At 76.4% G+C, this 14747-nt stretch carries 11 protein-coding genes; 2 read left to right on the top strand and 9 right to left on the bottom strand.

Going from position 1 to position 14747, the window contains the following annotated elements:
- The 9 genes from E1300_RS50655 to E1300_RS39070 all read right to left on the bottom strand — a co-directional run.
- Positions 1-2725, bottom strand: a 2725-nt coding sequence (locus E1300_RS50655; RefSeq protein WP_165503190.1) for a hypothetical protein, incomplete at its 3' end; no start/stop codon positions are given.
- Between the two features lie 76 nt (positions 2726-2801).
- Complete coding sequence (locus E1300_RS39105) at positions 2802-6032, bottom strand: coiled-coil domain-containing protein (RefSeq protein ID WP_131762176.1); 3231 nt, start codon at positions 6030-6032, stop codon at positions 2802-2804.
- Positions 6029-6685, bottom strand: a complete 657-nt coding sequence (locus tag E1300_RS39100; protein ID WP_131762175.1) for a DprA-like winged helix domain-containing protein — start codon at positions 6683-6685, stop codon at positions 6029-6031. The genes E1300_RS39105 and E1300_RS39100 overlap by 4 nt, the downstream gene beginning before the upstream one ends.
- On the bottom strand, positions 6678-7241 hold the full coding sequence (locus E1300_RS39095) for a hypothetical protein (RefSeq protein ID WP_131762174.1): 564 nt from the start codon (positions 7239-7241) through the stop codon (positions 6678-6680). The genes E1300_RS39100 and E1300_RS39095 overlap by 8 nt, the downstream gene beginning before the upstream one ends.
- Positions 7238-8455, bottom strand: a complete 1218-nt coding sequence (locus E1300_RS39090) for a hypothetical protein (RefSeq protein ID WP_131762173.1) — start codon at positions 8453-8455, stop codon at positions 7238-7240. Before E1300_RS39090 ends, E1300_RS39095 begins: the two co-directional genes overlap by 4 nt.
- A gap of 102 nt (positions 8456-8557) precedes the next feature.
- Complete coding sequence (locus E1300_RS39085) at positions 8558-9844, bottom strand: sensor histidine kinase (RefSeq protein ID WP_242619674.1); 1287 nt, start codon at positions 9842-9844, stop codon at positions 8558-8560.
- A gap of 142 nt (positions 9845-9986) precedes the next feature.
- The gene (locus E1300_RS39080) at positions 9987-11420 is read right to left on the bottom strand and encodes an aldehyde dehydrogenase (RefSeq protein ID WP_131762171.1); all 1434 of its coding nucleotides are present in this window, start codon (positions 11418-11420) and stop codon (positions 9987-9989) included.
- 152 nt (positions 11421-11572) lie between these two features.
- The gene (locus E1300_RS39075; RefSeq protein WP_131762170.1) at positions 11573-12061 is read right to left on the bottom strand and encodes a cytidine/deoxycytidylate deaminase family protein; all 489 of its coding nucleotides are present in this window, start codon (positions 12059-12061) and stop codon (positions 11573-11575) included.
- Positions 12054-12740: a RibD family protein gene (locus E1300_RS39070; RefSeq protein ID WP_207400207.1), complete on the bottom strand. Its 687-nt coding sequence runs from the start codon at positions 12738-12740 to the stop codon at positions 12054-12056. The genes E1300_RS39075 and E1300_RS39070 overlap by 8 nt, the downstream gene beginning before the upstream one ends.
- 196 nt (positions 12741-12936) lie before the next feature.
- On the opposite strand from E1300_RS39070, the gene E1300_RS39065 reads away from it, so the two are divergent.
- Together E1300_RS39065 and E1300_RS39060 are read left to right on the top strand one after the other, a co-directional pair.
- Complete coding sequence (locus E1300_RS39065) at positions 12937-14076, top strand: exonuclease SbcCD subunit D (protein ID WP_131762169.1); 1140 nt, start codon at positions 12937-12939, stop codon at positions 14074-14076.
- Between the two features lie 31 nt (positions 14077-14107).
- Positions 14108-14747: AAA family ATPase (locus E1300_RS39060; RefSeq protein ID WP_131762168.1), on the top strand; the 640-nt coding region annotated here is incomplete at its 3' end.

Genomic DNA, 14747 nt, shown 5'->3' with positions numbered 1-14747 from the left:
AGCCGCGCGTCCCGCCGAGGTCGGTGACGATGTCGGCGAGCACCGCGGGTGCCTCCGGCGCCCACGGCGCCCACCGCGGCAGGGCGGGCAGCGCCGCGTCCCGGGCGTCGGGGTCCGCGGACCGGGCGACCCGCAGGACGAGCGCGGCGTACCGGGCGCGGAACGGCTCCTCGACGCGCAGCGGCGGCGTGCCGACCACCTGGCGGGCGAGGTCGCGCGGCCCCCGCGCGGCCTCCTCCAGGATCCGCACCGCCTCGGGCTCGCCGAGCAGCGGGCGGACGGCGGACACGATCGCGGTCCGCACGTCCCGGTGCTGGTCCGGGTCGTCCCAGGCGGCCGCGACGATCCGCACGGCGTCCGGGACGCGATCGCGCAGCAGGATCCGCAGCGCCTCCTTCCGCGCGGTGATCTTCCCTTCGGCCAGCACCGGGCCCAGCGCGGCCGACAGCGCCGACGGCGGGACGAACCGGGCGGCGCGGCCCGCGGCGTACACGGCGACGTGCGCGTCGTCGGAGGAGGCGCGCTCCAGCAGCTCGGCCAGGACGTCCTGCGGGGACGGCGTCCAGACGAGGGCGGTCAGCGCGATGCGGCGCAGGTAGGGGTCGCCGTCGAGGTAGGCGCGGATGCGTCCGGCGTCCACCCCGGGGATCCGCGCCATGGCGGACACGGCCTCGCCCCGGTCCCGCTCGGGCAGCGACGCGTTCGCGGCGACGCGGTCGAGGAGGTCCAGGTAGGCGGCGCGCTGCCGGGCAGTCCACCGGCGGATCCACGACCGCTCCGCGCGCGGCACGTAGACGACGTCCGGGCGGTGGAACCGTCCGGGCGGCGTGCTCTCGGCCAGGACCAGGTGCAGCAGGTCGGTGCGCTCGCGGGCGATCGCGGAGAGCACCTGGTGGACGGCGACCGCCGACGGGTCCTTCGCGACGACCCGCTCGACCCGCTCCGCGCGCGTCGCCGGGGGAGCGAGCCACAGCGCGATCGCCCGCCGGAGCACGCCGTCGTCGCGGGCGTCCAGCGCGGCCTCCAGGGCGTCCTGCACCCGCGGGACGCCGTGCGCGCGGCGTCCGAGCGCCCCGGCGACCAGCAGCGCGAGGCGGTGGTCGTCGCGGCGGGCGCCCGCGTCCAGGAACGGCGCGAGCGTCTCGGCGAGGCGGTGCTCCTGGCCGCGCCGCAGCAGCCGGTCGAGCCGGCCGAGGGAGAGCGTCCCGGTGTGCCCGACGAGCCGCTCGACCAGCTCCAGCGCGAAGACGAGCAGGTCCGCGTCGTCGCGGACGGCGCCCTGCCGCGCGAACGCGGCGGCGATCCGGCTGAGCGCGTACCGCGTCATCGGCGAGGCGTCGCGGGCGGCCAGCGCGTCGTCGGCGAACCGCGCGACGGCCGCCGCGTGCTCGGTCCGCAGGATGCCCTCGGGGACGTCGGTCAGGGCGTTCAGCACGACCAGCCGGACGGGGTCCTGCTCGTTGCGCAGCCGCCCGAACGACTCCAGCGCCCGCGTGAGGACGTCCGGGTCGCCGCTCCGCGCCGCGCACCGGACCAGCGACGCGTACCCGTTCGCGCGCTCGCCGGCGTCCGGCCTGCGCGTCAGCTCCTCAAGGAACGGCAGCGCCTCGTCGTAGGGGAGGAACGCGGTGATGCTCCGCGTCCGGTCGGGGGACTCCGAGACGGTCCGCAGGGCGAGCATCCGGCGGGCCTCGCGGACCCGCACGGCGCGCGGCAGGACCTCCATGATCGCCTCGCCGAACAGCCGGGCGCCGAGGTCGACGCCCTCCATCGCTGCGTCGAACACGGCCGCGCGGCGGCCCGGCGGGAACGCCTTGAGCAGGTACCGCAGCGCGTTCTCGTCGTCGCGGACGGCGCGGGCGAGCGCGGTGAGATCGGCGAGCCGGGCGTCCCCCAGCCGGGCCAGCCGGTCCCGCACCGAGCGATGGGCGATCAAGGCCGCCAGCCCGGGGCGGTACGACTCGGACAGCACCAGCCGGATCATCCGCTCGGGCTCGGCGCCGAAGAGAATCCCGGCGGATCCGTACAGTTCGTACGGCAGCGGCCCGACCCGGCAGTGGCGCTCCAGCAGGCCCACGACCCGTCCGGGATCGTGGCGCATGGCGGCCGCCACGCCGGACCCGCACCGGTACCACCAGTCCTTCCCCAGGTCCTCCGGCAGCGCGGCGAGCCGCCGCTCCGCGTGATCCAGCATCAGCGCGGGATGTGCGTGCCCGACCGAGGCCCAGTTCGGGACGGCGTGCGCCAGCGCGTCGATCCGCGCCGCCGCGGTCTCCGCGCCGCAGGCGGGCAGCAGCGCCGCCGCCTCCTGGTCGCCCCAGCGCTCCGCGACCGCGTCCACGAGCGCGTCCGCCAGGTCGGCGCGCCGCCACCTGCGGACGGCGTCGTACAGCGCCGCCCGGACGGCCGCCGGGGCGTCGCCCAGCCCCTCCAGATAGGGGCCCGCGCCGACGCCGAACCGCACGCCGTGCCCGATCGCCGCGCAGGCCAGCTCGGCGTCGGGATCCCAAGCGGCGGCGGCCAGGTGAGCGAGCGACGCCTCGTCCCGGACGGCCTGCGCGACGAACAGCGCGAGCGACCGCTCGTAGTGGCCGCCGCGGCCCAGCCCGTCCAGAAGCTCGGCGAGCTCCGGCGTTCCGGCCGCGCGGCGCAGGGCCGCCAGGCGCAGGCACCGCTCCCCGAACGGCAGCGGCTCGATCTCGGTGAGCAGTTCCTCGACGCGCATGGCGCGCCATCCTGCCGGATCGCGGCTCCGGTTTCACCCGGAATACCCGGGCCGATCCGCGGAGTTCGCCGCCCCGTCACCCCTCCGCCGCGGCCCCCTCCCGCGCCGCCGCGCCGGGGACCTCGGGACGGGCCCGGGCGAGCTGCGCGGCGAGCTTGCGGACCCGCGCCTCGTGCTCGTCGTAGCCGACCACCACCGGCGGCTCGTTGTAGGGCATCGTGTCGGACGAGCGGCGCAGCTTCACGTACTGCCCGCACGCGTCGATCGCGTACGGCTCCATGTCGTCCTGGAGCGCGCCGATCACCGTGATGCCGTGCGTCTCGCCGATCTTGCGGAACAGCGCGACGGCCTCCTTGCGGTGCTCCTTGCCGAGGTTGCGGCCGAGCTCGTCCAGCACCAGGCACAGCCGCCCGCCGCCCGAGCTCGCGAGCGCCGCCGCGCACACCAGCTTGACCGCCTTCTCGTCCATCAGCGCGGTGTTCGCCCGCCGGTTGTACGGGACGTACCGCTGCCCGTCCGAGCGCCGCCACTTCGGCGTCACCCGCCAGCGCCACTCCTGCTCCGGGTCGCCCGGCTGCTCCGGCGTGGGGAACTCCAGCGTCGCCCCGTACCCGCCGTACGCCACGTCCAGCTTCTCGAACTCCTCCGACACGCGCTGGAGGCGGGCGCGGATCGCGGCGGTCAGCGCGGTGCGGTGCGCCTCCGCGGCGCCCGCCGCCTCGTCCGCGCCCTTCCGCGCCTTCTCCAGGTCGGCGCGGCGCCCGGCGAGCTGCACCTCGATCTGCCGCCGCTGGTGCCGCTCGTAGTCCTCCTGCTGCCGCAGGTACGCCTCCAGCGACCGGACCAGCCGCGGGAACGTGGCCTGCTCGCGGTCCGCGCGCCGCCCCTCGCCCTCGGCGCGCTCCCGCAGCAGGAACCGCGCCTCCTCCGGCATGTCCTCGTCGGACGGCCCGTCCGGGAACACGCGGCGCAGCGCCTCGGCCAGGTGCTTCTCGGCGTTGTGCCACCACTCGGCGGGCGTCCACGTCGCCTCGTCGTCGTCCAGCGCGGACAGCCACTCGGCGGCGCCCTCGCGGGAACCGCCCCAGTCCTTCTCCAGCGCCTCCAGGCCGAGGGCGGCGCGCCGGTCGGCCAGCTCGGACGCCTTGCGGCGGACCTGGTCGCGCTCCCTCTCGTGCGCCTCCTTCCGGCCGCGCAGCCGGTCGACCTCCAGCGCCCGCGTGTCGGCCTTCGCCTGAAGCCGCCGCAGCGCCTGCTCCGCCGACCCGAGCCGCGGCCCGAGCCGCGACTCGCCGCCCGCCAGCTCCTCCAGCCGCTCGCGCAGCTCCGCCATCCGCTCGCGGACCCCGTCGAGCTCGTCGGCCGCGCGGGCCCCCGCCAGCCGCCGCTGGGCGAGCGCCACATCAGCGGCCGTATCGGACGCCGCGCGCCGCGCCTCCTCCAGCGCGCCCTTCGCGACGTCCAGCGCCGCCCGCGCCGCCTGCACCCGCGCCACCCGGCCGGTCACCGGCTCGGCGAACCCGCCGACGATCACGACGCCCTTCGGGTCGCCGTCCAGCGCCGCGAAGAACCTCGCGAGCGGAAGCCCGCACCGCACCCCCTCGGGATGCCCGTCGAGCACCGCGCCGCCCGGGACGAGGCCGCCGTCCGCCGGAACGAGCTCGCCGTCCGCCGGGACGATCATCGAGCCGGGCAGGCCCCGCAGCGCCTCCACCGCGCCGGCCACGTCGCCGGTGCCGACGACGACGGCCTCCCGGTACGGCCACAGCGCGGCCTCCCAGCGGTCCCGGACGTCCTCGGCCAGCTCGACCGCGTCCAGCAGCCCGACCGCCGCGATCCCCGCCGCCGCGAGCGTCCGGATCTGCGCGGGGGCGCTGCTCTCGCCCGCCTCCGCCTCCGCCAGCGCGCGCTCGGCGCGCTGGACCGCGCCCTTCGCCATCCCGACCTGCTGCTGCGCCTCGTCGCGGCGCGCCTCGGCCTCGGCGAGCCCGGCGCTCGCGGCGGCCACGTCCCGGCCGTCCGCCTCGCGCCGCCGCTCCTCCAGCGCGGCGACCTGCCGCCGCAGCTCCTCCAGCCGGTTGCGGGCGACCGCCTTGTCCGCGCCGAGCTGGTCGGCTTGCCCCTTCAGCTCGGCGAGCGCCGCGCCCGCCTCCGCGACCTGCGCGTCCAGCGCCCCGCCGGTGAGCTGCTCCACCTCCCGCTCCGCCGCCTTCGCCGCGGCGGCCAGCTCCGCGGCCTCGCGGTGCAGGGCCTCCTGCTCGGCGGCGTGCGCGGCGTCGGCCTCCGCCGCGTCCACCAGCAGCCGCGCCTGCCGCGTCCGCCAGTGCCGCAGCGCCGCCGCCACCTCGGCGCGGGCCCGGTCCCGCCGGTCGAACGTCTTCAGCAGCGCCGCCGCCTCGCGCTCCCACTCGGCCAGCCGCTCCCGCGCCTCCGCCGCCTTCGCGCGCTCCCGGTGCTCCTCCGCGCGGGACGTCCGCTCGGCCTCCAGCTCCCGGTCCAGTCCCGTGAGCGCCGCGATCGCGCTGAAGATCCGCTCAGGGCTGATCTCGTTCAGCGGCTGCGACAGCAGGTTCGTCGCGACCTTCGAGCGCACCGACGTCGACAGGAACGACACGCACCGCACCCGCCCGCCGTACAGGACGCGGCCGAGGTCCTTGGCGACCAGGTCGCGGCGCCCGGCGCTGCGCGGCAGGCCCGCCCACAGCCGGTCCGCCAGCGCGACCCGATCGGCCTCCGACGGCGCCGACGCCAGGTACACGCCGCGCCGCCAGCGGATCTCCAGATGCGGCGCGTCCGCGTTGACCCGCAGCCACACCGTGACCGCGGTCTCGCCCCCGCCGAACGCATCCGCCCCGCCCTCGGGTTCCGCGTCGCCGCCGCCCCCGGCCTCGTCCCCGGCCTCGCCCGCGTCGGCGCCGGGGGACGCGGGGTCGGCGGGGTCGGCGTAGTCGAAGACGCCGACGATGTAGCCGTGGTCGGCGCTCGCCCACTGGCTGTCGCCCTGCGCCGCGAGCTCCGCGTTGAACAGCAGCTCCGCCACCGCGCGCGCACCGGACGCGAAGCGCCACTGCTCGTCCCCGAGCAGCGCGGTGATGGCGGCGATGAACGACGACTTGCCCGCGCCGTTGGAGTCCTTCGGCCCCTGCCCCGCCACCACGATCAGCGTGCCCGGCACGGTCGGCACCGGATGCGTGGACAAACGCGAGATGTTCACCGCCTGGACGGCGACGAGCGTCCGGTCGCCCACCACGTTGTCGCTGCCGGCGCCCGCGGGCGCGGGCACCAGCGGTTCGAGGACGGCGGTCATGCGGTCTCCCCCTCATCGCGTTCCCGGCCGCGGCGGCGGGCCCGGATCGCCGCGGCGAGCGGCGAGTCCGGCCCGGCGGCCAGGATCAACTCCTCCTGGAGGCGGCGGCGCGCCGCGCCGGTCAGCCGGTGGAACTGCGGGCCCGGCACGAAGCCGCCCGCGTCGTCCGCGCCCGCCTTCACCTGCGCCACGAGCCCCGCCGTCCGCAGCCGCCGCAGCGCCGCGTCCAGCTCCCCGACCGGCAGCTGGGTGCGGCGGCGCAGCTCGTCCACCGGCGTCGGGTACGGCGACAGCCACGAGTCGTCGGCGAGCAGCCCCGCCGCGCGCGGGATCGCCACCGAGTGGATCAGCACCAGCGCCAGGACGGCCCGCTCCCGCACCGGCGGCACGCACTCCGGGTCGCGGGCCAGCTCGGCGGCGACGTCGTCGCGGAACCCCGAGATCCACCGGGTCTGGTCGGCGCGGATCAGCGTCCGCCCGGTCAGCGCGAGCATCCCCTCGACCGTCCGCCGCAGCGCGGGCTCGCGCAGCGCCGCGAACCGCACCTCCGACACGGGTTCGGCGGCGTGCTCCACCGCCATGTAGGCCGCGACGAGCTCCGCGCGCCGCCGCTCGTCGTAAGGCCGCAGCAGCGGCTCGAACAGCTCACTCATCGCCGCCCTCCGCCCGCTGCGGGGGTTCGGGGAGGCGGCGCAGCAGGTCGCGGAGGGAGGCGAGGGACGGTTCCGCCCACAGCGCCACCCGCGGGCCCGGCCGCACCGTGCCGGACTCCTCGTCCAGCAGCAGCCAGCCGGTGTCGGCGAGGCGGCGCAGCTCCCCGGTCGCCCAGCGGCGCGCGAGGTCGGCGTCGCCGCGGGACATGCCCCCGTACACCTCCAGGACGTCCGCGACCGCGGCGGGCGCGCCGGGCCAGGGCGCGTCGTCCGGGCGGGTCCAGCAGCACCGCAGCGCGGCGGCGAGGACGCGGCGGGCCTGCCCGGACCGGTCCAGCGGCATCGGGGCGGTCTCGTACTCCTCCAGCAGGGCGGGCGTGGCGCCGTCCGGCCACGACGGCAGCAGCCACACCCGCTCTCCGTCGCCCGCGGCGGCCGTCCCCTCCGGAACGGGCTCGGACGCGTCGATCACCGGCACGCCCAACACCCGGACGCGGGCCCGCGCCAGCACCCGCGGATCGACGCCGCCGCTCGCGGCGCCGTCGCCGCCGGTCATGGCGCGGTCCTCTCGAACCAGCCGGGGGTCACCCACGTCGGGGAACCGCCCGGACGGACGTCCAGCGCGTCGGACCAGACGAGCCGGTAGGGCAGCTCCGGGTGCAGGTGCGCCGACGAGAGGTCCGCGAGCAGCCGCCGCGACGCGGCCCAGTCCTCGACGAGGACGTCCTCCACGGCGACGCGGTCGTTCCCGCGCAGCGTCTGCTCGGCGACGGCGCGGAGGCGCTCCACGGCGGCGCCGTCCGAGCCGGTGTCGTCCGACAGGCCCGGGTCGGGCACGGACGGGCGGGGCGGCGCGGGCCGGGGCGGCGTCGCGCGCGGCCCGTCCTCCACGGCGGCCACGACGGCGGACGGCTCGTGCCACGGCGCCGCCGCGTCGAACACGAAGCCCTCCAGCACGGCCGCGAGGTCCTCGCGGGACGCGGTGCGCGCGAACGTGCGCCAGGTCTCGGGCGGCAGCAGCGTCAGGTTGCGGGTCGTGCCCGCCGAGTCCGACAGCCGGGCGGCGGCCCGCCGGGACGCGTCGCCGTAGGCGTAGATCGCGGCGCGCAGGTCGGTGCAGGTCCGGTCGAGCTCCGGCCAGCGGCGCAGGATCGCGCCGTGCAGCCGCTCGGCGCGGATGAGGATCTCCTCGGTGCCCCACAGCTTCGGCGCCTGCTCGCGCAGCTCCTCGATCGTCCCGTTGGTGAGCGTGAGCAGCTCGACGCTCCACAGCCGGAACGCGCGCGCGAGGCCGTCCGCGCCGCCGCGCGCCTGCTCCGCCGTCATGCGCGGGTCGGCCACGTTCAGCTGCTCCAGCGCGAGCAGCCGGTGCATCTCGCTCTGCCCGCCGTCCAGCATCATCCGCCGGACGAACATCAGCCCGACGACGCTCGTGAACGACGCCCGGTAGCGGAGCTGGTTCGGCTTCGGGAACACCTCCCGGACCGCGCCGAGCCCCTTCAGGACGCGCAGCCGGTTCTCGAAGACGTCGGCGGGGTAGCGGCGGCACACGTACCGCATCTGCTCGCGGCTCAGCCCGTCCTCGCCCGCGTCGGCGAACGCGGCGAGCAGCGTCTCGGCGACGTCCACCAGCTCGGGGTCGTCGACGACGGCGCCGCTGTCGCGGGCCAGCGCCGCGAACATCTGCCGGTACACGCCCAGCACGGCCTCGCCGACCAGCACGTCGTCGAGGCTGGCGGCGCCGGGCGCGTTCTCGGAGGTGGGGGACACGGCGCACTACCGTACGGCCCCTCGGCCCCGAGGGTGGAATCGGCGCGAGCAGGCCCGCGGCGTGCCCATGCCGGCGGCTGCGGTCTCCGCGCCCTCAGGGTGTCATGCGCCGTTCAGCAGCGGGATCGCGGGGACGCGCGCCGACACGGCCGTGCCCGCCCCCGGCTCGGACGCGATCTCCAGCGTCCCGGCGACCCGGGCGACGCGGCGGCGCATCGCGGTGAGGCCGTAGCCGCCGTCGCCGCGCGGCCGCACGGAGTCCGGCGCGAACCCGGCGCCGTCGTCGCGCACGTCCAGGGTGACCTGGTCGCCCTCGTACGCCAGGGATAACGCGACGCGGGACGCGCCCGCGTGCTTCGCGACGTTGGCCAGCGCCTCCTGCGTGGTGCGCAGCAGCGTCTCCTCGACCTCGGGATGCATGCTGCGGACGGCGCCGGTCGTGTTGACCTCCACGGGGACGCCGTGCAGGGCCGTCCAGCGGTCGGCGACCCCGGCGAGCGCCTCGGGCAGCCCGGCGTCCTCCAGCTGCTGCGGCCGCAGGGCCCGGACGGACCGCCGCGCCTCGGCCAGGCTCTCGCGGGCCATCTCCTGCGCGAGCTCCACGTGCCGCAGCCAGTCGCGGCCCCGTTCGGGGGCCTGCCGGGCGGCCTGCAACTGGGTGACGACGCCCGCGAGGCCCTGCGCGATCGTGTCGTGGATCTCCCCGGCCATCCGCTGGCGCTCGTCGTGGACGCCCGCCGCGCGCGCCTGGGCGAGGAGCCGCGCGTGCAGGGCGGCGTTCTCCGCCATCGTCTCCTCCAGCCGCGCGTTCGCCTCGGCGAGCTGCTCGATCATCGCGCGGCGCCGCTTCGACTCCTCGTCGCCGCGCCAGGCGAACAGGCAGAACCCGCCCGCCAGTAACGCGTTCACGGCCAGGACCAGCAGGAACACGGGCAGCTTCGCGCCGTGCAGGTTGCCGATCCCGCCGACCTGCGCCGTCGCGGCCAGAGTGGCGGTGCCGAAGACCCCGGGGAGCCGCCAGCGCGGCGCCAGCAGGTCGGCGTGCAGGTACCCGGTGATGACCGCGAACCCGTACAGGGGGCTCAGCGCCACGAGCGCGCCCAGCATGAGCAGCAGCCCGCCGTAGTAGACGCCGGAGAGGTGCCGCCGCACCCCCAGGACGGGATGCAGGCGGACCATCCAGCCGATCCACGCCGCCGTCGCCGCCGTCAGCGCCAGCATCACCGCCGCCTTGGACTCCGACCCGCGGTCGGCCAGCATGGCGGCGGCCGTCGCCAGCCCGAGCGCGACGAACGGGACGTAGCGGAGCGCCACCTTCTCGCGCCGCTCCCACTCGTCGAAGCCGTGCCCGGATTCCTGCACGTCGGGACCGGTCTCGGATTCCTGCACGTCGCCCACCCCCGCGGAAGGTCCGGGCCGCCGGCCCCGTCGCGGCCGCCCTCGCCCCCTCATTATGGCCGCTCGGACGTCCCCGGATCGAGGTCGTCCAGGGACGTCAGGGACCGTCCGAGCGGCCGCGTGCCCGTCGCGGTCAGGCCGGACGCGGGATGGACTTGTGCTCCAGGTAGGCGGTCATGCCCTCGGGGCCGAGCTCGCGTCCCAGCCCGCTGTTCTTGTAGCCGCCGAACGGGGTGTTGGGGTCGAGGGTGTACATGTTGACGCCGCAGCTTCCCGTGCGGATCCGCCGGGCGACCTCCACGCCGTGGGCGACGTCGGACGTCCAGACCGAGCCGCCGAGGCCGTAGTCGCTGTCGTTGGCGATGCGGACGGCGTCCTCCTCGTCGGCGTAGGGGATGAGCACGAGGACGGGGCCGAAGATCTCCTCGCGGGCGATCCGCATGTCGTTGGCGACGTCGCCGAACACGGTCGGCGCGACGTACCAGCCCCGGTCGTGCGGGCGGTTCAGGCCACCGGTGATGATCTTGGCGCCCTCGTCCTGGCCGATGCGGATGTAGTCCTCGACGCGCTCCTGCTGGCGGCGGGCGACCAGCGGGCCGATCTCGCTGCCGTAGTCGGCGGGGTCGCCGACGTTGAGGCCGCCCACCATGGACGCGAGGGCGTCGGCGACCTCGTCGTAGCGGGAGCGGGGGGCGAGGATGCGGGTCTGCGCCGCGCACGCCTCGCCGTTGTTCATCAGCGAGGCCATCTTCAGGCCCTCGACGGTGGCGGCGATGTCCGCGTCGTCCAGCAGGATCGCGGCGGACTTGCCGCCGAGCTCCAGCGTCACCCGCTTGAGCTGCTCGCCGCACACCGCGCCGATCTTGCGTCCGGCGGCCGTCGAGCCGGTGAAGGACACCTTGTCGACGTCGGGGTGCGCGACGAGGTACGCGCCGACCTCGCGGCCCGCCGGGACGATGTTGACCACGCCCTCCGGGATCCCGGCCTCGGTGATCCACTCGGCGAGCAGGTAGCTGTCCAGCGGCGTCTCGGGGGACGGCTTGGCCACCACCGTGCACCCGGCGATCAGGGCCGGGGCGAGCTTCAGCATCAGCGTGAACTGCGGGACGTTCCACGGGACGATCGCCGCGACGACGCCCACCGGCTCCTGGGTGACGGTGACGGGCCCGAGCATGCCGGGCCGCTCCTCCTCCCAGGTGTAGGACGCGGCGAGGTCCACGTAGTACTGGAGCACCATCTGCGGGATCGCGGCCTGCCCGAAGACCGAGAACAGGATCGGCGAGCCCATCTCGGCGGTGACGAGGTCGGCCATCTGCTGCTGCCGCTCGGCGTAGATCGCCGACAGCCGTCCGACGATCTCGGCGCGCTCGGCGGGGGTCATCCGCGGCCAGGGGCCCTCGTCGAAGGCGCGCCGCGCGGCGGCGACGGCGGCGTCGATGTCGGCCTCGGTGCCGTCGGGAACCCGCCCGATGACCTCCTCGGTGTGCGGGGAGATGACGTCGATCGTGCCGGTGCCGGCCGGGGCGGCCCACCCGCCGCCGATGAACAGCCTGTCGTGCTCGCGCATGCTGCCGTGCCTCCTGCCCGGACGGGGCGGTGGTAATCAACCGAATGCTTGCTTGGTCACAGCATCGCATGGCGTCCGGGGGCGTTGGCAAGGGGGATGAGACTGCCGTCTCACTCCTGGCCGTGGAGCGGGTCCCCGCCGGGACCGCGGTCTCAGCCGGTGGCCGGGCCGCCCAGCAGGTGGGCGTTCGGCTCGCGGGCCCGTCCGGCCAGCTCGGGCAGTTCGACCAGCTCGACGCCCGCCGCGGCGAGGACCTCCGCGCCCGTCCCCTCCACGAACAGCGACGGCTCCCGCCAGGCGAACACGACGCGGAGCGCGCCCGACGCGACGATCAGCTTCGCGCACGGGCGGTCGCGGGACGCGCGGTGCCCGCACGGTTCGAGCGAGCTGTACACGGTCGCGCCGCCGAGGCCGCCCGCGAGGCCGCCCGGCGCCTTCTTGAGGGCCGCCTCCTCCGCGTGGTCGTGCGGGTCGTCCTCGCGGGAGTGGCCCCGGGCGATCTCCCGGCCGTCCGCGCCGACGATGACGGCGCCCACCGAGAAGGCCGTCCGGGACGGCGGGCACAGCTTCGCCAGGTCGCAGGCCAGGGCCAGCCAGCGCACGTCGTCCGGTACCGCCGCGCCGTCCGCCGGGTCAGCCACGGCCGGTTCCGGGCAGGAAGCGCATCAGCGCGAGGTTGCCGATGCGGGTGAGCTCCTCCAGCCGCATCGGATGCTCCGGCGACTGCGGGAACACCCCCGGGCCGACGAAGCGCGGCGCGGACGGGTCGCCGATGAAGAAGGGCGCCACGACGAGCTGCAACTCGTCCACCACCCCGGACGTCAGGAACAGGGTGTGGATGCCGCCGCCGCCCTCCACCATCAGCCGCCGGACGCCGCGGGCCGCGAGGTCGCCGAGGACGGTCTCCAGGTAGAGCGGGTCGCCCGCGTCGATCACCTCGGCGCGGCCGTCCAGCCGCACGGCGAGGTCGCCCGCCGTGCTCGTCGGCGCGTACACGAGCTTCGGCGCCTCGCCGGTGGTGAAGAACCGCGCATCGGGGTCCAGGTCGCCGCTCCACGTCAGCGTCACCTTCGTCAGGTCGGGCGGCAGCCCCCGCGCCGCCCGCTGCTCGCGCCGCGACGGCGAGCGGACCAGCAGCTTCGGGTCGTCGGCGCGGACGGTCCCGGCGCCGACGAGGATCGCGTCGCAGCCCGCGCGGACCGCGTCGACCCGGTCGAAGTCCGCCGGGCTGGACAGCCGCAGCCGCTCCGGCGTCGCGTCGTCGATGTAGCCGTCGACGGACATCGCGCAGCTCAGCAGCACGTAGGGACGCTCGCTCACGCGGCAAGCCTAGAGCGTGCCCGCGGCGCGCCGACGACCGGTCGGCGGCCGGCCGGCGGATGGCCGGCGGGTGGCCGCGGCGGGCCGGTGCGGCGCCCGGGACCGGACGCGCGGCACGGAACATTAGAGATCGTTTGGGGTCGCCCGGCGTTTCTGCGCGGGATGTGTCGGAGGGGGTGCCTATGGTTGCTGCGACATGCGATTCCTCCACACCTCCGACTGGCACCTCGGCCGATCGTTCCACCGCGAGGACCTCCTCGCCGCCCAGGCGGCGTTCGTCGACCACCTAGTCGAGACGGTCCGGGCCGAGAAGGTCGACTGCGTGCTGGTCTCCGGCGACGTCTACGACCGGGCGCTCCCGGCCGTCGACGCGGTCCGGCTGTGCAACGAGGCGCTGGAGAGGCTGTCCGGGCTGACCCGGGTCGTCCTGATCGCGGGCAACCACGACTCCGCGCGCCGCCTCGGGTTCGGGTCGGCGCTGATGGACGCCGCCGGGGTGCACGTCCGCACCGACTTCGCCAAGGTGGGGGAGCCCGTCGTCATCGGCGACGCCGCCGTGTACGGCATCCCGTACCTGGAGCCGGAGCTCGTCCGGCACTCGTGGGAGCTCGACGAGCGCAGCCACGCCGCGACGCTCGCGGAGGCGATGCGGCGGGTCCGCGACGACGCCGCCCGCCGCCCCGGCCTGCGGTCGGTCGTGCTGGCGCACGCGTTCGTCACCGGCGGCGAGGCCAGCGAGAGCGAGCGCGACATCTCGGTCGGCGGCTCGTCCACCGTGCCCGCGTCGGTGTTCGAGGGCGTGGACTACGCCGCGCTCGGCCACCTGCACGGCGCGTGGTCCGTGACCGGCGGGCCCGGCCGGGTCCGCTACTCCGGCTCGCCGCTGGCCTACTCGTTCTCCGAGGAGCGGCACGTCAAGGGCTCGTGGCTGGTCGACCTGCGCGACGACGGCCTCGCGGCCGAGTTCGTCGAGGCGCCGGTCCCGCGCCGCGTCGCCCGGATCCGCGGCCGCCTCGACGACCTGCTCACCGACCCCGGCAAGGCGAAGTACGAGGACCGCTGGCTCCAGATCACGATCACCGACCCGCGCCGTCCGTCCAACGCGATGGAGCGGGTGCGCCGCCGGTTCCCGCACGCGCTGGTCCTCGGGTTCGAGCCCGAGGGCGCCGAGGCGGGCGCCGCCCGCACTTGGTCGGAGCGGGTCCGCGAGCGGTCCGAGCTCGACATCGCGGGCGACTTCGTGGCCGAGGTGACCGACGGTCCCGCGTCCGCGGCCGAGCGCGCCCTGCTGCACGAGGCGTTCGAGGCGTGCCGCCGCAAGGAGGCGGCCGTATGACGCGCCGGAGGGTGCGGGCGGGGAGCCGCCGGTGAGGCTGCACCGGCTGGAGCTGACCGCGTTCGGGCCGTTCTCCGCGACCGAGGAGATCGACTTCGACGCGCTGTCCGACGCCGGGCTGTTCCTCATCCAGGGACGGACGGGCGCGGGCAAGACCAGCGTGCTCGACGCGGTCTGCTTCGCCCTGTACGGGCAGGTCCCCGGCGCGCGGAACGCGGTCAAGGGCCTGCGCAGCGACCACGCGCCGCCGACGCTGGCGCCGCGCGTGGTGCTGGAGACGACCGTCCGCGGCCGCCGGCTGCGCATCACCCGGTCCCCGGCGTGGGAGCGGCCGAAGCTGCGCGGCTCCGGCACGACCGTCGAGCACGCGAAGGTCGTCCTGGAGGAGCACGAGCGCGGCGAGTGGGTCGGGCTGACGACTCGGCTGGACGAGGCGGGCGACCTCGTGTCCCGGCTGCTCGGCATGAACGCGACGCAGTTCTGCCAGGTGGCGCTGCTGCCGCAGGGCGAGTTCGCCGGGTTCCTGCGCGCCGGCGCGGACGAGCGCCGCAAGGTCCTGGAGCGGCTGTTCGCCACCGAGGTGTTCACGCAGGTCGAGAAGTGGCTCGCCGAGCGCCGCGCCGCCACCGGGCGCGCCGCGGCCGAGCCCGCCGCCGCCGCGGCCTCGCTCG

This window comes from Actinomadura fibrosa, from assembly GCF_900659615.1.
Lineage (GTDB): Bacteria > Actinomycetota > Actinomycetes > Streptosporangiales > Streptosporangiaceae > Spirillospora > Spirillospora fibrosa.
Note: the sequence above shows the minus strand (reverse complement) of the source record. Positions and strands in the feature narration are given on the sequence as shown.